The organism is Haloferax sulfurifontis, assembly GCF_014635105.1.
Taxonomy (GTDB): Archaea; Halobacteriota; Halobacteria; order Halobacteriales; family Haloferacaceae; genus Haloferax; species Haloferax denitrificans.
The window spans coordinates 663,240-684,219 of the sequence record NZ_BMCI01000002.1 but is presented as its reverse complement, the minus strand read 5'-3'; the positions used below and the strand labels follow the sequence as shown (position 1 = coordinate 684,219).

At 67.0% G+C, this 20,980-nt stretch carries 17 protein-coding genes; 13 read left to right on the top strand and 4 right to left on the bottom strand.

Annotation, left to right across the window (positions count from 1 at the left end):
• Positions 1 to 123: 123 nt before the first annotated feature.
• Complete coding sequence (locus IEV64_RS08120) at positions 124 to 2,826, bottom strand: ABC transporter ATP-binding protein (RefSeq protein WP_188423597.1); 2,703 nt, start codon at positions 2,824 to 2,826, stop codon at positions 124 to 126.
• A 169-nt stretch (positions 2,827 to 2,995) separates the two neighbouring features.
• On the opposite strand from IEV64_RS08120, the gene IEV64_RS08115 reads away from it, so the two are divergent.
• Both IEV64_RS08115 and IEV64_RS08110 read left to right on the top strand, forming a co-directional pair.
• Positions 2,996 to 3,505 (top strand): DUF7529 family protein, encoded by a 510-nt coding sequence (locus tag IEV64_RS08115; protein WP_004970264.1) that lies wholly within the window; start codon positions 2,996 to 2,998, stop codon positions 3,503 to 3,505.
• Positions 3,506 to 3,611: 106 nt separating this feature from the next.
• Entirely contained in the window at positions 3,612 to 4,037 is a 426-nt protein-coding gene (locus IEV64_RS08110) for an EamA family transporter (RefSeq protein WP_007275770.1), read from the top strand.
• A gap of 105 nt (positions 4,038 to 4,142) precedes the next feature.
• Here IEV64_RS08110 and IEV64_RS08105 read toward each other — a convergent pair whose 3' ends face one another.
• Positions 4,143 to 4,610, bottom strand: coding sequence for a zinc ribbon domain-containing protein (locus tag IEV64_RS08105; RefSeq protein WP_188423596.1), 468 nt, complete (start codon positions 4,608 to 4,610; stop codon positions 4,143 to 4,145).
• Positions 4,611 to 4,707: 97 nt separating this feature from the next.
• Positions 4,708 to 5,136, bottom strand: coding sequence for a MoaD/ThiS family protein (locus IEV64_RS08100; protein ID WP_007275772.1), 429 nt, complete (start codon positions 5,134 to 5,136; stop codon positions 4,708 to 4,710).
• 150 nt (positions 5,137 to 5,286) lie between these two features.
• Between IEV64_RS08100 and IEV64_RS08095 the strand changes: the two genes are divergently transcribed.
• The 9 genes from IEV64_RS08095 to IEV64_RS08055 all read left to right on the top strand — a co-directional run bounded on the left by IEV64_RS08095 (position 5,287) and on the right by IEV64_RS08055 (position 15,541).
• Positions 5,287 to 6,180, top strand: a complete 894-nt coding sequence (locus IEV64_RS08095; RefSeq protein ID WP_007275773.1) for a UbiA family prenyltransferase — start codon at positions 5,287 to 5,289, stop codon at positions 6,178 to 6,180.
• A gap of 110 nt (positions 6,181 to 6,290) precedes the next feature.
• The gene (locus IEV64_RS08090; protein ID WP_188423595.1) at positions 6,291 to 8,072 is read left to right on the top strand and encodes a histidine kinase N-terminal 7TM domain-containing protein; all 1,782 of its coding nucleotides are present in this window, start codon (positions 6,291 to 6,293) and stop codon (positions 8,070 to 8,072) included.
• Between the two features lie 221 nt (positions 8,073 to 8,293).
• Positions 8,294 to 10,657, top strand: coding sequence for a type II/IV secretion system ATPase subunit (locus tag IEV64_RS08085; RefSeq protein WP_188423594.1), 2,364 nt, complete (start codon positions 8,294 to 8,296; stop codon positions 10,655 to 10,657).
• The gene (locus tag IEV64_RS08080; protein ID WP_188423593.1) at positions 10,654 to 12,573 is read left to right on the top strand and encodes a type II secretion system F family protein; all 1,920 of its coding nucleotides are present in this window, start codon (positions 10,654 to 10,656) and stop codon (positions 12,571 to 12,573) included. Before IEV64_RS08085 ends, IEV64_RS08080 begins: the two co-directional genes overlap by 4 nt.
• Positions 12,570 to 13,283: a DUF7289 family protein gene (locus IEV64_RS08075; RefSeq protein WP_188423592.1), complete on the top strand. Its 714-nt coding sequence runs from the start codon at positions 12,570 to 12,572 to the stop codon at positions 13,281 to 13,283. Before IEV64_RS08080 ends, IEV64_RS08075 begins: the two co-directional genes overlap by 4 nt.
• A complete protein-coding gene (locus IEV64_RS08070; protein WP_188423591.1) occupies positions 13,276 to 13,845 on the top strand; it encodes a DUF7266 family protein in 570 nt (189 codons plus the stop codon). The genes IEV64_RS08075 and IEV64_RS08070 overlap by 8 nt, the downstream gene beginning before the upstream one ends.
• Positions 13,838 to 14,533, top strand: a complete 696-nt coding sequence (locus IEV64_RS08065; protein WP_188423590.1) for a DUF7263 family protein — start codon at positions 13,838 to 13,840, stop codon at positions 14,531 to 14,533. Before IEV64_RS08070 ends, IEV64_RS08065 begins: the two co-directional genes overlap by 8 nt.
• The gene (locus tag IEV64_RS08060; protein ID WP_188423589.1) at positions 14,526 to 14,999 is read left to right on the top strand and encodes a DUF7262 family protein; all 474 of its coding nucleotides are present in this window, start codon (positions 14,526 to 14,528) and stop codon (positions 14,997 to 14,999) included. The genes IEV64_RS08065 and IEV64_RS08060 overlap by 8 nt, the downstream gene beginning before the upstream one ends.
• Positions 14,996 to 15,541, top strand: a complete 546-nt coding sequence (locus IEV64_RS08055) for a DUF7261 family protein (protein ID WP_188423588.1) — start codon at positions 14,996 to 14,998, stop codon at positions 15,539 to 15,541. The genes IEV64_RS08060 and IEV64_RS08055 overlap by 4 nt, the downstream gene beginning before the upstream one ends.
• Positions 15,542 to 15,964: 423 nt before the next feature.
• On the opposite strand, the gene IEV64_RS08050 is transcribed toward IEV64_RS08055, so the two are convergent.
• Complete coding sequence (locus IEV64_RS08050; RefSeq protein ID WP_007274801.1) at positions 15,965 to 16,606, bottom strand: TetR/AcrR family transcriptional regulator; 642 nt, start codon at positions 16,604 to 16,606, stop codon at positions 15,965 to 15,967.
• Positions 16,607 to 17,030: 424 nt separating this feature from the next.
• Here IEV64_RS08050 and IEV64_RS08045 point away from each other — a divergent pair, with 424 nt between their 5' ends.
• Together IEV64_RS08045 and IEV64_RS08040 are read left to right on the top strand one after the other, a co-directional pair.
• Positions 17,031 to 18,419 carry a COG1361 S-layer family protein gene (locus IEV64_RS08045; protein ID WP_188423638.1) on the top strand — a complete coding sequence of 463 codons (1,389 nt, stop codon included), beginning with the start codon at positions 17,031 to 17,033 and terminating at the stop codon, positions 18,417 to 18,419.
• Positions 18,419 to 20,899, top strand: coding sequence for an efflux RND transporter permease subunit (locus IEV64_RS08040; RefSeq protein ID WP_188423587.1), 2,481 nt, complete (start codon positions 18,419 to 18,421; stop codon positions 20,897 to 20,899). The genes IEV64_RS08045 and IEV64_RS08040 overlap by 1 nt, the downstream gene beginning before the upstream one ends.
• Positions 20,900 to 20,980 lie beyond the last annotated feature (81 nt).

The window sequence follows — 20,980 nt, the reverse complement described above, 5'->3', positions numbered from 1 at the left end:
TAAAAATAACGAAGGTCTATTCGCGGGAACGAGTGACACAACCGACCTGTTCCGGTAAAAATACGAGACAATCAAAAAACGTCTGACAGGTGACGAGACCCCGTATTGGGGCCGGCTCGCCGCCTATTCGTCGACGAGGTGACACGCCGCGGGATGCGTCTGTTCACCCAGCGTGGGCGCGTCCCGCTCGCAGACGCTCTCGAACCGCTCGCGGAGAATCTCGGCCGCTTCTTCCCAGTCGTCGGCGACGACGCGTTCGAGCGCGCGGTCGACGACGCCCCGGAGTTCGGGCGACAGCGAATGCGACAGATGCGACTCGCGGAGCTCGTCCACGACGGCGCCGGCGTCGGCGGTGCCGCCGTCGGCGCTCACCGTCGCCTCGGCGCTCGGGTCGCCCGCATCGAGCGCCGCGTCGCGGGCGCTCTCGACGTCCAGCGCCTCGCGTTCGACGCGCTGGCGGAGGTCCATCACCTCGCGGTAGGCCGCCTGCTCGATGTCGAGGTCCGCCGGCGGGATGACCTGCGGACACCGCGTCCGGAAGTGACAGCCCGACGGCGGGTTGATGGGGCTCGGCACGTCGCCTTCGAGGATGATGCGGTCGCCGGTCTCGGCGGCCGGGTCGGGCTCCGGAATCGCCGACAGCAACGCCTGCGTGTAGGGGTGTCTCGGGTCGTCGAACAGCTCGTCGGTCTCCGCAACCTCGACGATTTCGCCGAGGTACATCACGGCGACGCGGTCGGAGATGTGGCGAACCACGGAGAGGTCGTGAGCGATGAACAGGTACGTCAGCCCGAAGCGCTCCTGGAGGTCTTCGAGCAGGTTGAGAATCTGCGCCTGCACGGACACGTCGAGCGCGGAGACGGGCTCGTCGGCGACGATGAAGTCCGGGTCGACCGCGAGCGCGCGGGCGATGCCGACGCGCTGGCGCTGGCCGCCGGAGAGTTCGTGCGGGTAGCGGTCGTACTGGCCGACTTCGAGGCCGACCGCGTCGAGCAGTTGGTGGACCCGGCGACGGCGGCGCTCGCTCGTGGAGTCGCCCGGCGTGACGCGGACGGTGACGCCCGAGACGGCGTCTCCCTCGCGCTCGACTTCGACCTCGGCGCGGAGGCGCTCTTCGACGGCCACGTCGACCTCGCCGTCGGCGACGGTCACGGTCACGGTGGCGGTTGCGACGCCGTTCGAGGAGCCGACGATGGCGTCGATTTCGTCGCTCGCGGTGACCGAGACGCGCCCGGCGTCGATGCCGGTCACGGTCACGTCGACCTCGCCGCGCACGTCCGGGTCGGACACCGGGAGGTCGTGGACGTCGAGCGGCTCTCGGATGGTCTGGCCGACGGTCATCCGGGGGTCGAGCGACGACATCGGGTCCTGGAAAATCATCTGCATGTCGCGGCGCATCGCCCGGAGTTCGTCGCTGTCGAGGTCCGAGAGGTCAGTCCCCGAGAAGACGACGCGCCCGCCGGTCGGCGGCGTCAGATGCAGGAGGCTCCGCCCGGCGGTGGACTTCCCACAGCCCGACTCGCCGACCAGTCCCAGCGTCTCGCCCTCGTAGACGGTGAAGTCGATGCCGTCGACCGCCTTCACGCTCCGGTCGTCGGCCCCGAGGAACCGGTCGAGGATGCCGTCGGCCTGCTCGTAGTACTTCTGCATGCCGTCGACTTCGAGAAGCGGCCTGTCGGTCGGCTCGGTGCCCGTCGACGACTCGATGGCGTCGCCGCCGTACTCGCTGGTGTCGAAGTCGTCGAGGACGCACTTCGAACGGTGGTCGACCGCGTCGCCGCCGTGTTGCTTGTACGGTATCTCACCGGAGGTACACTCCGGCTTGGCCCACGGGCATCGGGGCGCGAAGTGACAGCCCTCGGGCATGTCGATGAGGTCCGGCACGTTGCCCTCGATGGGCGTCAGGCGCTCTTTTTCCTCGCTCGGGAGCGATTCGAGGAGCGTGTACGTGTAGGGGTGCGAGGGGTTGTGGAAAATCTCCTCGACCGGCCCCTCCTCGACGATTTCGCCGGCGTACATGACCGCGACCCGGTCGCAGGTCTCGGCGACGACGCCGAGGTCGTGGGTGATCATGAGCACCGACATGCCGAGGTCCTCCTGCAGGTCGTCGATGAGGTCGAGAATCTGCGCCTGAATAGTCACGTCGAGCGCCGTCGTGGGTTCGTCGGCGACGAGCACGCGCGGTTGGCAGGCGAGCGCGATGGCGATGAGGACGCGCTGGCGCATTCCGCCGGAGAACTCGTGGGGGAACTCGTCGACCCGCGCGCCGGGTTCGGGAATGCCGACCGATTCGAGCACCTCGATGGTCCGCTCGACGATTTCGTCGTCGATGTCGCGGCTGATGCGGGGGAGCAGTTCGCGGACCGCGTTGAACCACGAGTCCTTGCGGCGGCCGCCGTACTGGTGGAGTCGGAGGCTCTCTGCGACCTGCTCGCCGACCGTCAGCGAGGGGTTCAGCGAGGTCATCGGGTCCTGGAAAATCATCCCGAGTTCGCGCCCGCGGACGGCCCGAAGCGCCTCTTCGGGCGCGTCGACGAGGTTGACCACGTCGCCGTCGACGAAGGCGGGGTTGTTGTACTCCGCGCGGAACTCGTCTGCGAGCCGGGCGCTTTCGAGTTCGACCGAGCCCGAGACGATTTCGCCGGGGTCGTCGACGAGCCCCATCGCCGACAGCGCCGTCACGCTCTTTCCGGACCCCGACTCGCCGACCAGTCCGACCGTCTCGCCCTCGCCGACCGTGAGGTCGAGACCGTCGACGGCCTTGACTCGACCCCGGCCGGTCGAGAACTGTGTTCGGAGGTCCGAAAGAGAGAGTAGATTCCTCATTGAATGGGAATGACCTGCATGGAGTGAAATACCTTTTCAATTTTTGCCAGTTGATGGGCGGTTGTTGACAAGTCGCAGGAGAACCGCAATCTCCCGCGTGACGCGCGAACGCGAGCGACAGCGGCGAGAGAAGCCAAAGTTTAGGTAGCGGACTCCGACACCATGCCGCATGGAAGAACATCCGCTCTCGGACGAGTCGGGCACGTGGGAGACGGTGGTCGCAGAGTGCGAGTCGCTCGCCGACGACTATCGGGAGCGAGACTGGACCGTCGTCGTCGCCCTCCCGGGGGACGTGGTTCCGGTCCCCGGCACGGGTGACGAAGTGGTCGAACACGTCGGTCTCGACGTGGTCGTCGGCGACGACGTCTACCCCGACCTCGAAGCCGCCGTCGAGGGCGCGACGTTCGACGAGTACGAGGCGTTCCGCGCGGTCTCCGGCGGTCTCGTCTACCTCGCGCTCGTCGTCCGCGCCACCGACGACGAAGTCGCCGTCTGTCTCCCCTTGTACTACCGGCTCGCGGAGTCCGAACGCATGTTCTCGCTCCTCGACGCGGGCGAGACGATGCGGACGAAGGTCCACCCGCTCGACCCCGACAAGGGCGTCGAGTTCGTCCACGAGGACCCCGACCCGCTCCTCCCGCCGGACTGGGACGCCGACCTCTCGGACGAGTTCGCGTAGTCGTCGGCTCGCCGAACCGAGTCCCACACGCAGGTAGCCGCCCCGTATATACACCGATGATAATGGAGGTCCGGTTTCTTTTGAATAGCGACGCGAGGCGTCACCGATGGGATTCGCTGAGGTGGACTCGGCCGTCTTGTTCGGCCTGATTACGATGGTGACGTGGGGGATTTGGATAGTCGTGGGCAACGCCGCCTCCGAGTCCATGGACCCGCGGACCGCCGCCGCCATCTCGTATCTCGTCGCGGCGCTTCTCGCGTTCGGCTTCATCGTCGTTTCGGACGCGTCGCTCGCAGTGACGGCGAGGGGCGGACTGCTCGCCGGGGTGGCCGGGCTGTTCACCGGAATCGGCCTCATCTCGATGTACATCGGGTTCACCCACGGCTCGACGACCGTCGTCTCGACCCTCGGAGCCATGTACTTCGTCGTCGCGGCCGTCATCGGAATCGTCGTTCTCGGCGAGAACCTCACACTGACGAAACTCACGGGCATCGCGTTCGCGGTTCTCGGTATCGTCTTAGTTACCCGCTGAGCGGCATCTCAGCCGGTGAAACTGCGACTTCATCGCGTCCAACCGTCGCCGCAGACGCTCGAAACCGATACCTCGACGGCGACGGGCTCGACAGCGGTCCCGCGTCTACTCCTCGCGCTCGTCGTTCGCCGCCTCGCTCACCGAAATCTCCGTCTCGCGGTCCCCCTCCGACTCCCGCCGCAACTCCTCGGCCCGGAGTTCGGCCCGCGTGTAGGCGTCGTACACCGCGTAGAGCCACACCGCGGGCGCGAGGAGGAAGCCGATGAGGACCATCACCGAGACGGACGCGACGATAAAGCCGACCGCGAAGACGAGGCCGCGTTCGAGCTCGCGGTTGTACAGCTGTCCGAGGCCGGGGAATATCGCCGACAGCACCGCCGCGACGAAGGGGTTGCCGCCGTCGAACAGGTCGTCGAGCGCCGAGTCGACCGACGACTTCGGCGGGTCGCGCTGGCGGACCCCGCACTCGGGGCAGATTTCGGCGCGCGCGTCGATGACCGCGCCGCAGTCGCGGCAGAACGCCTCGTCCGGGCCGCGTTCGCGAGTCGAGTCGTCCGTGGAGGGCGATGACATACCGGCTATCTGTCGGCCGGGGACGTCAGTCCTGCGGCTGTCAAGCGTCGCGGACGACTCGCGGCCGCGCCCGAGTTGACCCCCTCCGCGACCCCGCTCACAGGCAGAACAGAAACGGCTTCATCAGCGCGACGCGGTCGCCGTCTTCAAGTCGCGTGTCGAAGCCGTCGAGGTTCTCGTTGAACACGCCGTTGACGAGCACGCGAGCGTAGGGCCGCGTCTGCTCCCCTTCGGGGTTCTTCCGCCACGTCCCCGGCGGGCGCTCCACTCGCGCCCACCCCCGCGTCGTCGCGTCCGCCTCGCGCTCGGCGATGACGAGGTCGCGCACGTCGTACGCCGCGAAGAACGCCTCGAGGAACGACCGGAGCGTCTCGCCCTCGAAGGTGAACTCCGTCCGGTGGGTGCCCGCGGCCGACCTGACGTGGCCGGTCAGTTTGACCTCGACGGTCGTCTCCACTCGCTCGGCTGTCGCCGCCGTCTCTCCCGTCGCCGTCGTCTCCGCCCGCCCGGCTGTCGGCGTCTTCATGCGTCCTCGTACGCGCCGAGGGGGAATGAGCGCGGCCCCGAACACGTTCGTCCGCGAGCGCGAAGCGGACAACTGGAGAAAACTGTTCGACCGGGAAGAACTGTTGTCCGCCTCACAACTAATTTGCCGGCGATACGATTCGAAGGTGTGATGCAAATCGTTCCACCCCGCCTGTACGGTGCGGTCGTCCACAGTTCAGTGTTCCTCGGCGCGTCGACCATCGCCGAAGTGTTCGTCGCGTCCTCGCTCGCCGGTATCGGACCGAACGTCGCCCTCGCCGTCGGCTTTCTCATCACCGTCGGCATCTACAACTTCGACAAGCTCGCGGACCTCGACGCCGACGAGGAGAACTACGCGGAGCGGACCGCGTTCGTCGCCGCCCACCCGCGGCTGTACGCCGGCTTCTCCGCGCTCGCAATCGTCGGCGCGCTCTGGCTCGCCGTCCGGCACGGCGGCGTCTACGGCCTCGGGCTGACGCTGTTCCCGGGCGTCGTCGCGGTGTTCTACAGCGCCCCGCTCGTCCCGCTTCCGTCCGTCGACCGGCTCAAAGACATCTTCCTCGTCAACACCGCCTCGGTGTCGCTCGCGTGGGCGGTCCTCGTCGGGTTCGCCCCGCTCGCGGTCGCCGCGACGACGTCCGAATACGCCGCCGGCGCGACTGTCGCGGCGGTCTGGTTCTTCCTTCGCTCGGCCATCTCGGTCGAGGTGCACAACGTCCGTGACGTGTCGGGCGACGCGCGAAACGGCGTCGAAACCCTGCCGACGGTCATCGGCGTCCGCCGCACGCAACTGAGCCTCTACGCACTGGAACTGGTCTCCGTCGGACTCGTGTGGGCCGCGGCGCGCGCCGGCGTGGTTCCCGCGTGGGCCCCGGTCGCGCTCTTGCCCGCGGTCGCCTACTCGACGTGGATCACCTACGCGCTCACCGGGACGGACCGGTCGGTCGAGCGGCTCTGTACGCTCCGCGACGCCGAGGGCGTGCTGATGGCCGTCGGCATCGCGGTCGTCGCCGCGGTCGCCGGAACCGGCGGGACGCTCGGGTGACGCGTCGACCAGAGCCGAGACGCTGGACCGACGCGGCGCCGGTCCGCGTCGAGACAGCCACCGCAGATTCTCGAATACTCTTTTGTTACACCGTGTGAATTACCACTGTAGTGACTCCGAACCACGAGTGGGGAACCATCGGCCAGTTGGTGTTCGGGGGAACGGTGAGTTCCCAACTCCTCACACAGCCGACTCCCCTCGTGGTCGTCGTCGTCGGGTTGATGGTCACCACCGGGGTCGTAAGCGGCTACGTCGCCCTGTTCGCGTGGCGGCGGCGGGCGATGCCCGGAGCCAGCGGGTTGGCCGTCCTCGCGCTCGCCAGCGGCTGGTGGTCGTCGGGCTATCTCCTCGAACTCGTCGTCTCGGACGTGGCGCTCAAGCTCACGCTCGCCGATCTGCAGTGGGTCGGCGTCCTCGCGGCCCCCATCGCCTGGTTCTTCTTCGCGTTCTCCTACGCCGGCCGAGACCGCTTTACCTCGCCGCCGTCGCTTTGCGTCCTCTCGTTGCTCCCGGCGGTCGGCCTCCTCGCCGTCTGGACCAACTCCGCACACCACATGATGTGGACCTCGGTCAGCGTCGTTCCCGCCGTGGGACGGACCATCACCGTCCTCCAGACGGAGTGGGGGCCGCTGTACTGGATCGTACTGGGATACAGCTACCTGCTGTGGCTCGCCGGCGCAATCGTCATCTTCCGGACGGCGCTCGACATGCCGAACATCTACCGCTTGCAGGCGACGACCCTCATCCTCGGGACGCTGATGCCCGTGCTCGGGAACTTCGCGACGACCCTCCTCGAACTCTACGGCGCGGCGATCGACATGACTCCCGCGGCGTTCGCGTTCGCGGGGCTCGCCTGCACCGTCGCCATCAGCCGCTACGAACTCCTCGAATCCCGGCCGGTCCCGCGGTGGGTCGCCCGCGACCGCGTCGTCGAGACGATGGCCGACGCGGTGGTCGTCACCGACACCAAATGGCGCGTCACCGACGTCAACCGGGCGGCCGCGCAGGTTCTGAACGATACCCCCGCCGAGCTCAAGGGCCGTCCCGTCGGGGACGTCGTCGAGGAGTTCTCGCCCGACCAGCGGGACACAGACCAGGTCACGGTCAGACTCGGGTCGAGCCAGCGGTACTTCGAACTCCGGACGAGCTCCTTCTGCGACCATCACGGCCGCGATATCGGCCACGCGCTCGTCTTCCGCGACGTGACCGACCGCCGGCTGAACCTCCAGCAACTCGAAGTGATGAACCGCGTCCTCCGCCACAACCTCCGGACCGAGGCGAACCTCCTCGAAGGCTACGCCAACCTCGTCTTGGACGACATCGACGGCGGCGAGTTCGACGACGCGCGGGACCACGCGCAGACGCTCCAAGACCACGCGCAGACGCTCGTCAACATCAGCCAGAAGGCGCGAAAGCTCGGCGCGACCCGCGGCAGTGACGGGAACGGCGACGCTCGACTCCACCCCGCCGCCGTCCAGATACGCGCCGCCGCGGACGCCGTCCGCACCGACTTCGCCTGCGCGAACGTCCGGCTCCTCGAACTCCCCGACAACGACGTGGTCTGTGCGCCCACGCTCGAACCCATCGTCCGGGAACTCGTCGAAAACGGCGTCGAGCACAACGGGTCGTCGACGCCGGTCGTCTCCGTGACGGCGAGCTGGGAGGACGACGAACTCGTGATTCGAATCGAGGACAACGGGCCCGGCATCAACGCGAGCGAACTCGCCGCCATCAACGCCCACGGCGAGACGCAACTCAGACACGCGAGCGGTCTCGGCCTCTGGCTGGTGAAGTGGGGTATCGACCAGCTCGGCGGCACAGTTGTGTACCACCGCCGCGAGGTGGACGGGACCGAGGTGGTGCTTCGGATTCAGGCGGTGCGGGCCGAGTGACGCGAACCGAGAGCGCCCCCGATCGAACGCTCGTCCGGTTCCAGTTTTGATAACCGAAGCCGCGAATATAGTTCAATATGGTAACAACTTCCGAAATGTCGTTAACTCTATGTTAGAAATATATGCCTCAGTACGCCAGAATTCAGCGGTTACAGAATCGCTCATCTCGGCAACACGACGCGGTAAATTCTTAAATATGAACGCTCGGCAAACCACGGTATATGCCTACGCAAGGCGATAACGATGGGGCGGGGCCGTCGACTCCGACCCTCGAATTCGGAGCGCCCTCCACCCCCGCGGCGACGGGTGCAGTCCCGGCACCGGTTCCCCCGGACGACCCGCGCGCGTGGTACGCGCCGACCGTCCGCTCGCAGTACGAAGTCGCCCCCGACACCGTGGTCACCATCAGCGACGCGGACCACGGCTTCGACTACGCGGTCCGAGAGGCGACGCTCGGCGCGCGCGAGACCGAGGCGCTGGAGACCGTCCGCGACCACTTCTCGACGGTCGTCCGCCGTCGACCGCTCACCCGCGAGGGGACCGTCACCCGCGCAGAGACCGGCCTCTCGCCGAAGTACCGCCGCCTCTTCGACCGACTGCTCGACCTGACGCCGACCGCTCGCAGGCGCGTCGAACGCCACGCGCTGTCCGAACTGCGGCTCCTCGGGGAAGTCACGCCGCTGGCGCTCGACGAGCGAATCGAGGTCGTCGACGCCGGCCGCGGCGACGGCTCCGAGCGACTCGTCGTCCACACCGAAGACTTCGCGCCGGCGACGACCGCGTTCGACTCAGACGTGCCGTTCGCCGACCGCATCGCCGCCGAGCGGGTCGCCAACTACACCGTCCCCTTCGCCGGCTACGACGTGGACGTGGTGGTCTACCGCGACCGACTCCTCGGCGACGACCGCTTCGCCACGAAGTACGCCGTCCTCGAACCGGACCTCGTCCCCGGCGACGCCGAACTCATCGAGGAGTGCAAAGAGCGAATCTGGGACGCGAACGTCGACGACGTGGTCGCCGACCGCATCGAGTTCGTCCGCGACCGCGCCCGCGAGTTCCTCTCGCGGCGGCTCACCGCCCGCAACACCCGGGCGTGGGTCGACGCCACGAGGTTCCGCGCCCGCGCCGCCCTCTCTGAGTACGGCCTCGCGCTCCCGCCGGTCGACCGCCGGTTCGCCGAGGACCGACTCGACGACCTCGTCTACTACGTCCTCCGCGACTACGTCGGCGAGGGCGTCCTCACCGTTCCCATCCGCGACCCCCACCTCGAAGACGTGGAGGCGAACCGCGTCGGCGAGCGGGTGAAAGTCATCCCGCGGGCCGGCGTCACCGGCCGCGGCGGCCTGCGGGTGCCGACGAACCTCGTCTTCGAGGACGAAACCGAGTTCACGAACGTCGTCACCCAGCTCGCCGCGGCCGACGGCGTGGAACTGAACGCCTCGAACCCGAGCGCGAAGGTGAACCTCCGGCCCGGCGCTGTCGGCGGCGACCCAGAGTCGGCCGCCACAGACGAGACGATTCGGTGCGCCGTCGCCCTCCCCGTCATCTCCGAGGGCGGGCCACACGTCTCGATTCGCAAACAGACCGGCGACGTGCTCACGCCGGTCGACCTCGTCGAAAGCGGGTCGCTGTCGACCGAGCTCGTCACCCTGCTGTGGCTCTGCTACGAACACCACCGCGTCGTCCTCTTTTCGGGCGCGACCGGCGTCGGGAAGACCACCCTGATGAACGCCTGCATGCCGTTCGTCCCCTACGACCACCGGCCCATCAGCATCGACGAGGGGTCCCGCGAGGTGCATCTCCCCCACGAGACGGGCGTCTCCCTGACCACGCGCGACCACGAGTCCGAGTTCAAGCGCGTCACGATGGCCGACCTGATGACGGAAGCGAACTACCTCAACCCCGACGTGGAGGTCATCGCCGAAATCAACACGCCCGAGTCGTTCGCCACCTTCGCGGAGACGCTCAACACCGGCCACGGCGTCATCGGCACGACCCACGCCGCCGACATCGAGACGCTCGTCAACCGCGTCATCGAACAGGGACTGCCGCCGTACCTCCTCCGCGAACTCGACCTCGTCGTCTTCCCGCACAAGGTCGACGGCGAACGCTACGTCTCGGAGGTGGTCGAACTCGTCCCCGAGTCCGAGTACGACGAGACGTGGGGCCGACGCGGCGTCATCGAGAAAGACGGGCGCACGCTCCACTGGAACACGGTCGCCCGGCGGACGCCCGACGGCTCGTTCGACCTCTCGTATGAGCACCCGCAGTTGGGCGACGACCGCCGGCGCGTCGGCGTCCGGCTGTTCCACCGCATCGCCGAGGCGACCGACCGCGACGTGGAGGCCGTCGAGCGCGAGTTCCACCGGAAGCACCGCTACGTGGAGTATCTCGTCCGCGAGCAGGTGACCGACGTGGACCGCCTGTTCGGCTTCCTCTCGGACCTCCGAACCGACGAGGCCGCGACGGTCGAGCGGGTCCGCCGCCGGATGGCCGAGCAGGCGTCCGACGGCGACAGCGCCGCCCGCGACGGGGCCGACGACGGCGTCCACGGCCGCGACCGCGGCGACGAGGCCGACACGTGACCGAGTTCGACGCCGGCCGCGGCGAGCGACGGGTGGGCCGCGTCCGCTCGCTTTCGGTCCTCGACAGGGCGCTGTACGCGCTTTTCGCCCGCCACGTCGACGCCGCCAGACACGACCGCGACCGCCGCCGCTACCGCGGCACCGACCTGCGGATGAGCTTCGACCTCTACCTCGCCCGCGCCTACGGCCTCGCGTGGGCGACCGGCCTGTTCGTCGCGTTGCCGACGGCGCTCGTCGCGCTCGCGGTTCCCGACTCGGCGGCCGACGCCGCGCTCTCCGTGCTCCGCTCGGCGCTCCCGCTCTTCGAACACGTTCCGATACCCGTCGTCCCGCGGCTTCCCGTGGCCGGGGCGGTCGCCCTCGCGGTCGCGGTGGCGACCCGGCAGGCCGCCCTCGCCGTCGCCGGCCGGTACCTCGGCTGGCGGGCGACCGCCCGGCGAGAGAACATCGAGCGGACCCTGCCCGGCGCGGTCCGCTACCTGCACGTCCTCTCGTCGGGGAGCGACGGCCCCCGCGAGATGCTCCGGCGCGTCGCCGAGACCGACGCCTACGGCGAGACGGCGGTCGCCTTCCGGGGCGTCCTCAACACCGCCTCGCTGACCGGCAACGTCAACGAGGGCCTGCGGCGGGTCGCCCGCGACACGCCCTCCGAGGGGATGCTCTCGCCGTTCCTCCTGAAGTTCCGCGAGCACGCCGGACAGGGCGACGACGCGCTCCGGAACTACCTGCGGATGGAGAGCCGGATGCTCGGCCACCGGCAGGACCGCGCCCGCGAGCGCGCCGAGGGCTTCCTCGAACTGCTCGCCGAGCTGTTCATCGTGCTCCTCGTGCTCCCGTCGTTGCTCGTCATCGTCCTCACCGTGATGAGCGTCATCGCGCCCGGACTCTCCGCGCCCGTGGTCACGCCGCTCGGACAGACGACCACCCGCGGCGTCGTCGTCTACGCGAGCGCCGCGTTCATCGTCGGCGTCGGCCTCGGCGCGAGCGTGCTCGTCGCCGGCCTCCGCCCGCCGGACCAGTCCGTCGAGTACGACCGCCCGGGAGACGCGCTCAGCGTCCTCGAATCGGCACTGTCGAACCCGGCCAGCGCGGCCGTCGTCTTCGGCTTGCCCGCGGTCGTCTGCGCCGGTATCGCGGCGCTCGTCGGCTCCGACGCCGTCGGCGTCGCGCTCGCCGGCTACGTCGCCTACGCGGTCCCGGTCGGGCTCGTCGGCGTCCGCCGCGCCCGCCTCGACGACGCGAAGGACCGCGAACTGAAGGACTTCGTCCACGCCGTCTCCGGCCACGTCAGCCTCGGGCGACCCTTCGGGGACGCCGTCGAGCGCGTCGGCCGCGACGTGGACCTCGGCCCGCTCGACTCGGACGTGGCCGACCTCGCGCTCAACCTCCGGTTTACCGCGCCGAGCTCCGGCACCGACGTGAACCTCCGGACGGCCGCGTTGGCCCGGTTCGTCGACCGCGTCGGGACGCCCATGGCCGAACAGACCATCGGCCTCGTCGTCGGCGCGCTCGACGGCGGGAGCGACACCGGGACCGTCTTCGACACGCTCCAGACCGAAATCGGCCGCCTCTACCACGAAAAGCGTGCGCTCCGGTCGGGACTACTCGTCTACGTCGCGGTCGGCTGGACGACCGCGCTCCTCGTCGTCGGCATCACCGTCGCCGTCAACGTCCACGTCTTCGACGGCTTCGCCCAGCTTTCGACGCTCTCGACCGGCGGGTCGTTCGCCATCAACGCCGGCGCGGTGGACCTCGACCGCGACCGCTACCAGCTGTACGTCGTCACGCAGGCGACGATGCTCGCCTCCGGCTGGTTCGCCGGCACGGCGAGTCGGGGGCGCTACGAGGCGCTCCTCCACTCGGGCGCGCTCGTCGTCGCGTGCTACCTCGTCTACGCCGGGGTGGGACTGATATGAGCGCGAACCGCGGGCAGGCGAACGTCGTCGGCGTCGCGCTCCTGCTCGGCGTCGGCGTCGTCGCCATCGGTCTCCTGACCGCCAGCGTCGGCGGGCTCGTGGACGCCCAGATAGCGACCGCGGACGCCGACGCCGCCGCGGACGGCTTCTCGTCGCTCCGGGACGGCGTCGTCGCCGCCGCGAACGACAGCTATCCGGTTCGCGTCACCGACGGCGACCTCTCGCGGGTGAACAGGACGGTCCGGGTCGTCTCGGAGACGAGGCCGACCGAGACCTACGACGCCGACGGCTACGTCGCCGACCTCGGCGGCCGGCGGGTCGCGTTCGTCGGCGGCGCGGTCGTCCGCGGCACCGGCGACGCGGCCTCGCTCGTCACGCCCGTCCCCCTGTCTGTCGCCGGCGACGCGGCGTTTCTCGCGCTTCCCGTCCTGACCGCCGACGCCACCGACGGCGGCGGCCTCGGCTCGGGCGCGGCGCTCCGAACGCGAACGACGCGAACCGTGACCGACCGCCCGGCCGACGGCTACGCGGTCGCCGTCGAGACGGCGACCCCCGAGGCGTGGGAGCGTGCGTTCGAACGGCGCGGTTTCAACACGACTCGAACCGACTTCGACGGCGACGGCACCGAGAGCGTCGTCGCCAACGTCCCCGACGAGCGGACGCTCACGGTCGCTCGGTACGACGTCTCGGTGGTGATCGACCGTGGCTGACGCGCCCGAGCCGCGGCCGACAGCGTCCGACGTGTCCGGTCCGTCGTCGCCCGCGACCAGCGTTCGAGCCGCCGAGCGCGCCGTGGTTCCCGTCGTCGGGAAGGCGCTCGAAGCCGCGGTCGCCGTGCTGTTCATCGGGCTGTTGACGACCGTGCTGTTCGGCGGCGTCGTCCCCGACCACCGCGCCGCGGTCGGCGACGAACTCGCCGACAGGACGCTCGCGGCGGCGACGGAGCGAGTCGAGACGACCGCCGTCGTCCCCGAGTCGGCGGTTCGCGGGACCAGAGCGGCCGACGCGGACCTCCCCCGAGCGATTCGCGGGCAGTCCTACCGAATCGCGTACGTCCCGAACGCCACGCTCGCGACCGACCCGAACGTGAGCGCGCCGGCGCTCGTCCTCGACCACCCGAACGACGCGTTCGACCGGCGGTTCCCGGTGACGCTCCCCGACTCCGTGACCGTCTCCGGCGAGTGGGACAGCGGCAACGACTGCGTGGTTCGCGTCGCCGTCGGCGACGACGGGACGACGCTCGAACTCGCGAACGGGAGGACGGATGCGTAGCCGCGACTCGGCGCGGGCACAGACGACGCTCGCCGGACTCGCGGTGGCGCTCGTGCTCGTGACCGCGGTCACGGTCGGAGCTGTCGCCGCCGCCGACCGAGCCCTCGCGGGCGCGACCGGCGACTCCCTCGAACAGCAACGCGCCGAGCGCGCCGCCGAGGCGCTCCTCACGGACTCGCCCATCACCTGGTCCGACAACGGGAGCGACGCCGTCGACCTCACGCTCGCCAACGACACGAACGCGACCGTGCTCGCCGCCGCCGTCCCGCCGCTCCGCGACGCCGCGTTCCGGGTGCGCCTCGACGGCCGGACGGTCGCCGAGCGGGGCGACCCGTCGGGCGGCGCCACGGTCAGCCGCGGCGCTGTCGCCGTCACCCGGCGGAGCGTCCGCGGGTCGATTAACCTCTCCGCGGAGACCAACACGACGCTCACCGGGCGGACGAACCGCACCCGACTCGACGTGGACCCCGCCCCGAACACGACGGTACAGACGATTCGAGTCGGAAACAGAGTCGTCCTCCACCGGCCGGCCGGAATCGAGGGGCGGCGCGTCGTCGGGGTGCCGTCCCGCTCCGACCCCGTGATTCGCGTCGAGACCGCCGGCTCCGAGCCGTCCGGGAGCGTCGACGTGTCGGCGACGGCGTTCGACTCGTCGGTCGTGCGAATCGAGGTGACCGTCGATGCGTGAGCCGCGCGGGGAACGCTCGCAACGACGGCCCCGGAAGCGCGCGGACGCCGACCCCACCCGCCGGACCGACCGCGGACAGCTCTCGTTGACGGTCGTCGAGGCGACCGTCGCCACGCTACTCGTCCTCACCGTCACGACGGGCTTCGCGCTCGCACCGCCCGCGGCGGCCCCCGAGTCAGACTCGCTGGCACGGCAGGCGACGGACGCCGCGTCGCTCGTGGCGTCGGTCCCGGCGGCCGGGGCGGGAACGCTTCTCGGCGCGGCCTGCAGTTCGCCGAGCGACTTCGACGCCCGTGCGACGCGACTTCACGAGGCCGCCTCGGCGGGCCTCCCGGACGGGGCGTTCGTCTCGCTTCGAACCGACGCCGGGTCGGTCGGCAGGCCGCCGCCGGAGACCGCGCGAGTGCGGACCGCGACCGCCGTGGCCCCGCGTTGTACCGCGACGCTGGAGGTGTGGTATCCGTGAGCCGACCCAGCCGCGGTTCGGGCGACCGCGCCGCCGCACCGACCGGCGACCGCGGGCAACTGGTGCTCGTCTCCGGGGCCGTCGTCGTCGTCGCCCTGCTCGCGCTCCTCGTCGTCCACGCGCAACTCGGGTTCGCCGGCGCGACCGAGACTGCCGAGGCACCGCCGCTGGACGACGTCGTCGAGACGACCGAGGACGCGGTCGAACTTGCGACCGCGGGCGTCGCGGGTCGGTACGACTGGGCAGAGAGAGACGCCGCAGTCGCCGACTTTCGCTCGCGGCTCGACCCCGCGCTGGCGAACGTCGAACGCGCGCGGCCCGGCGGCGTCGCGCTGACGACGAACGACTCGGCGGCCGGGACCTGGGCGTTCAGGAACTGCCCCAACGGTCCGTATCGGGAGTTCGGGACCTGCGTCGCCGACGGCGGCGTCGTCGTGCAAGAGCGCGCGGGCGAGACGGCCGTCGTCGCCGTCCTCGTGGACGTCCGAATCGCCACGCCGCGGTCGCGGACGGACCTGACGGTCGCCGTGCGTCCGAACTGAGGGCCGACGGGGCGGGCGTCGCGCGGCCGGAGAAACGGCCGGTCCGTCGGGGACTCTCGTTAACGACAACGATCAGACTAGACCCACGAATTACCTTCGAAAGATACGTTCCAGCGACTCGTACAGCGGAGAGAGACTGTAGGAGCGAACCACCCCATAGGATGCCTAAATCAGCGGTTCGTGTAGATATTAGCAGTGGTGAGTCATCACCAAACTACGAGAACACGTGCGACCGAGTAATACGCGAAGTTAGCCATTTCGACCGTGTGTAGTGGGAATATTCCGTTTTCGAACCGTTAATCGGGCCAATTCCACGATACAGAAATATCTATGTCACAGTATATCTGCGATTATTATATATCGGGTTCTCGGGGCAACGTCTAGTTAAGGGATGAACAGTGGGAGAGCTGTCTTCCCACGTTCTCAGACGTTGTCCTCCGCGTCTGCCAAGAGCCTGTATTTGATATAGTTATCCAGCTCTGACTGGATGGGCCGAGAGATACCTGTCGTCACCCGTTCAAACGTCCGCCCGCTCACGAGCGTTACCAGAAAGTTCGTGACTAGCTCCGGATCCATCTCCCTGAAATCGCCAGATTCGATACCGTCCTGCAGTATCTCCCGTATCGTTTCGCGGAAAACGTCTTGAGACTGATTGAAGCACTCTTGGAACGCTTCGTCTTGTGCGGCCCGCATTCGCAACTCCGTCAGTACCGTTTCGTAATCTCGGATTTGTTGCTCGTCGGGCTCGGGGATAACTTGGTCAAAGAGGCTCCGAAGTCTGGTTTCCGGGTCTCCATCGTCAGAGACGGGCATTCCGACCTCTCTAAATCGAGACAGTAAGTAGTTGAGGAGGTCCAAAAGAACGTCGTCTTTTCCATCGTAATGGTAGAAGACCAACCCCTCAGACTTGGAAAAGTGCTGACTGATTCGGTCGATCGTCAGATTGGCGTATCCGTGCTCGGCAAGGGCGTCAAACGTCGCTTTCAATATCTCCGTCTTGGTATCATCAGGCTCGTCGACAAAAAGAGGGGCCCGTTTGTCCATGCTGTCGAGTTGCCCCTGCACCTAATTAGCGGTTACCCTCTTCGAATGATGGTCGCTGGAGACTATCTATCTGCCATCTACACGCGGTGGTCTCCGCGTCAGAGTCGCGCACGCTGTTGACCTGAACCGACACATTAATCTCCCCGCCACGGATTTGACTGAGTACTCAATAAGGATCAGAATGATACAGGATACACTTCGTAGCTCGCGGCCGCTGGCCATCGCGCTCACCGCCGTTCTCGTCGTGGGGTTCATCGCTGGTGCGGTCCCCGCTGTTGCGACCGCTCAGACATCACAGTCCGGAGACATCGTTGGGAACCCGGATATCACGTTTGCAACGTCGTCCGGGACGCTTTCAGCTGGCACGACTGACGAGCTCACAATCTCGGTTGTCAATCGCGGACTGATTATCGAACACGGCCCGTCGCAGTACGAAGAGGAGGTGATGACTGCGAGGGGATTGACGTTCGAAGTAGACGACGAAGACGCACCAATCGACGTCCAAACCGGACAGGTTTCTATCGGGAACTTCCCGACTGGAAGCACGGAGAAGACAGTCTCGGTCACGGTTCCGGAAGACGCCGAGCCGGGGACCTATCAGATTCCCGTCACCTACGAGTACTCGTACACCCGCCAACTTCGGTACGGTCCCAGCGGAACCACCGAAGGAACCGATTCCACGCGAACGCAGACCGGCTCGATAACGATTCAGATCAAGGACGACGCTCGGTTCGAGGTCATCGAGACAAACGCGACGGCCCAAGTCGGCGACGATAACGATATCTCGGTCACGCTTAGGAACACCGGCTCGGAAGTTGCGAAAGCCGCGAGTGTGAACGCAGAGTCAAAGAGTAGCTCCCTGACGTTCGAGTCCGGCGACGCGTCCTCGACGGCGTCCGTCGGCGACTGGGAGCCGGGCGAAAACCGGACGATCACGTACAGTGCCGCACTAGAGTCCAACTCGGCGGTGCGCGCATACGCGGTTGATCTGGTGGTCAATTACGACGACACCGACGGCATTAGTCGTACGTCCGGCCCGATCACGACCACTGTCGAGTCGCTCCCCGCACAGTCGTTCGCCTTCTCGGACGTGTCCTCGTCGCTCCGAGTGGGCGAAGATGGGGAAATCGTCGGCACAGTCGAGAACACCGGCCCCAACACGGTACGAAGCGTGACGATTCGCCCGGTGGACAATCCGGCATCCGTCGTCCCGAGCGAGGATTCCACCGCCGTCGGGTCGCTCGCTCCGGGCGAGTCCAAGTCCTTCCGGCTCCCGATGGAAGTTACGAGTGAGGCAGAGGTCGGCGACAAATTACTCAATGTCGAGGTTTGGTACCGTGACGGCGACGGAGATCGGCGGACCTACGACAAACTCGACCTCCTGGCGACTATCGGTCCGGACCGAGACGAATTCGGACTCGCGGTTTCCGACCGGACGATCACCGTGGGTAAATCGCGGGTCGTCACCGTCGAAGTGACGAACAACCTCAACGAGACGGTCACCGACGTCGAAGCGCGGCTGTTCGCCGACGACCCCCTCAGCGCCGGGGCCTCGGACACGAGCTATATCGAGTCCTTAGAGCCCGGTGAGTCCACGACGCTGGCGTTCGAAGTGACGGCGGCGGCGTCCGCGACGGCGGGAAGCACGTATCCGATTTCGTTCGACTTCCGGTATACGGACAGCGACGGCAGAACCCATCTCACGGACACGTTCAGAAAGCCGCTGGACGCTGTCAAACCGCAGAACAGCGGCGTGTCGCCCATCACGCTCATCTTAGGATTGGGGGTGGTTGTCGCAGGCGGTGTCGCAGTCGTCTACTGGAGGCGGAAGTAATGCCACTGGCTGAGAGGATTGAAACGGCGACAGAACGCCTCAACACGACAATCGTGGACCGCCCACGCGCAGTTGTCGTCGTCTTTTTGTTGCTCACGGGCGTGTTCATCGGCGGGTTAGGGTCTGTACAGATGAGCGCGGGCGGGCTTGACGCGTTCACGGATGACTTACCCGAACAGGCGACCCTCGAAGAGGTCGAACAGAACTTCGAGGAGCCGTTCCAGACAGATGCCCAGACGACGACGCAACTCATTCGGACGAACAGCAACGTCCTGACTAAGGAGGCACTCGTCCGTGACGCTCGCCTGCTCGAACGCGTTGCCGAACGCGACGAGTTCCGGATGGACTCGGCTCGTGGCCCGGCTCCGATCATTGCACAGCATCTCAACCCGTCAGCGACGACGCCGGCAGAGCATCGGCGAACGCTCGAACGTGCGACTCCGTCCGAAATCAGACAGGCCGTTCGAGAACTCCGAGATGGGTCCCGACTTACCGGAGTAGTGTCAAACGATTTCAATCCGACCAGCGTCTCCGCGTCTGCATCGATTACGACGATTTCGCACGACTTCCCCGGGAGCTTCGGTGATGACGACCTGACTGCCGTCCAGACGGACCTTCAAGCGGTCGCTGACGATACGCCGGGCGACGTTCGTGCGTTCGGGTCAGGGACGACCGAAACAGAGATCTCGCAGTCCGTGCAGGACTCGCTCCTGATTGTGATGCCCGTCGTGATCCTCCTGTTACTATTCTTCTTGGTGGTCGCATACCGTGACCCCATCGACGTCCTGTTGGGACTGGTCGCGCTCGTGATGACGATCATCTGGACGTTCGGGTTCCTCGGGTATTCGGGGATTCCGTTCAGCCAGCAGATGATTTCGGTCCCGGTGTTACTGCTTGCGGTCGGCGTCGACTTCGGGATCCACATCATCAACCGCTACCGAGAAGAGACGGAACGCGGGTTCGAAGCGGTCGAAGCGATGCGAGAAGCGAACGCCCAGCTCCTGATCGCGTTCGTCATCGTCACCGTGACTGCGGTGTTCGGATTCGGTGCAAACGTCATCTCCGACCTGACGCCGATTCGGAATTTGGGCATCGCGTCAGCGGTCGGTATCCTGTTCACGTTCTTCATCTTCGGGCTGTTTCTACCCGCAGCCAAGTTGGTGTGCGATAACGTGCGCACGCGTCTCGGCGTCCCGGAGTTCAACTCGTCTCCGATAGCGTCCGAGGACTCAGCCCTCGGACGGGTGTTAGCGTTCCCCGCACGAGTGAGCCAGCACGCACCGACGGTAATCGTCTTGGGACTAGTCCTGTCAAGTGTCGCCATGGGCGCGTACGGGGCCGGCGTCGGCACCTCGTTCGAAAACGAGGACTTCCTCCCGCCCGAGGAGCTCCCAGCCTACGTCACGGGCTTACCTGAACCGTTCGCGCCAGGCGAGTATACGATCACGTCAACGATCAACTTGCTCGATGAGAAGTTCGGGAGCAGTCAGGGGAGTACCGTGAAAATATACGCCGAGGGAAACTTCAAGGAAGATCACGCGCTCGAAACCCTCGTGGCTCCGAACGACAACCCCCCGGAGTCGTTCGCAGTTGGACCCGGTGGGCAAGCACAGGCACGGAGCATCGTGACCGTCATTCAATCCCACGCGGATCAAGACGAAGAGTTCGCCGCCTTAGTCGCTCGGAACGACCAGAACGATAACGGGATACCCGACCAGAACCTCGAACGAATTTACGACGAACTGTTCGCATCCTCGGCGAGCGGGCGGGCCGAACAGTACCTCACTGAAGACTACCGGTCCGCGCTGGTCGAATATCAGACCGACTCCGATGCCTCACAGACAGAGGTGACAACCGGTGGGGACGAGTTGGCAGACACGTTCCAGTTTAAAGCGACGTCCACGGGAGATATCGTCGTCCGCGCGGCGGTGATGGACCGTATCTTCCAGTCGGCGATTCAGGGACTCGTCCTCGCAGTCGTGCTGACCGCCGCATTCCTCGTGGCGATATACGGAATCCTGGAACGCAAACCGATGCTCGGCGTGGTTAACGTCTTCCCGATACTGATCGCCATCGCGTTCCTGCTCGGGACGATGCGGTATCTGGACATCACGCTGAACGCATTGACCGCGACGATTCTCTCCATCTCGGTCGGGGTCGGTATCGCCTATTCGGTACACACGACTCACCGCTTCATCGACGAGTACGACGCGACGACGGGTGCGCACGAAGCGATGATGATCACGCTGACCGGAACGGGAGGCGCGTTGTTCGGCAGTATGCTGACGACCGCGCTGGGGACCGGCGCGCTCGCGCTCGCCATCACCCCGATTCTCGGCAACTTCGGCGTCCTGATCGGCCTGAGCGTCACTTATTCGTTCCTGGCGGCGGTGATCGCACTCCCGCCCGCGATGTTGCTCTGGGAACGGACACAGCAATGGGATCTCGATCTATTGGCGCGTCTCCGTCCAGCGATGTAAGGCGGACGAACGACGGTCACAATTTCGCGCCGCTGGTGGCGTGGTCGAGCGTCGGCGCGCTCGTCGGAATCCTACTGTGAT

Coding starts and splice junctions, on each gene's coding strand:
- IEV64_RS08075 (WP_188423592.1), top strand. CDS start 12,570: ATGAGCGCGAACCGCGGGCAGGCGAACGTCGTCGGCGTCGCGCTCCTG.
- IEV64_RS08045 (WP_188423638.1), top strand. CDS start 17,031: ATGACTGCGAGGGGATTGACGTTCGAAGTAGACGACGAAGACGCACCA.
- IEV64_RS08040 (WP_188423587.1), top strand. CDS start 18,419: ATGCCACTGGCTGAGAGGATTGAAACGGCGACAGAACGCCTCAACACG.
- IEV64_RS08105 (WP_188423596.1), bottom strand. CDS start 4,610: ATGTCATCGCCCTCCACGGACGACTCGACTCGCGAACGCGGCCCGGAC.
- IEV64_RS08065 (WP_188423590.1), top strand. CDS start 13,838: ATGCGTAGCCGCGACTCGGCGCGGGCACAGACGACGCTCGCCGGACTC.
- IEV64_RS08120 (WP_188423597.1), bottom strand. CDS start 2,826: ATGAGGAATCTACTCTCTCTTTCGGACCTCCGAACACAGTTCTCGACC.
- IEV64_RS08115 (WP_004970264.1), top strand. CDS start 2,996: ATGGAAGAACATCCGCTCTCGGACGAGTCGGGCACGTGGGAGACGGTG.
- IEV64_RS08100 (WP_007275772.1), bottom strand. CDS start 5,136: ATGAAGACGCCGACAGCCGGGCGGGCGGAGACGACGGCGACGGGAGAG.
- IEV64_RS08095 (WP_007275773.1), top strand. CDS start 5,287: ATGCAAATCGTTCCACCCCGCCTGTACGGTGCGGTCGTCCACAGTTCA.
- IEV64_RS08110 (WP_007275770.1), top strand. CDS start 3,612: ATGGGATTCGCTGAGGTGGACTCGGCCGTCTTGTTCGGCCTGATTACG.
- IEV64_RS08085 (WP_188423594.1), top strand. CDS start 8,294: ATGCCTACGCAAGGCGATAACGATGGGGCGGGGCCGTCGACTCCGACC.
- IEV64_RS08060 (WP_188423589.1), top strand. CDS start 14,526: ATGCGTGAGCCGCGCGGGGAACGCTCGCAACGACGGCCCCGGAAGCGC.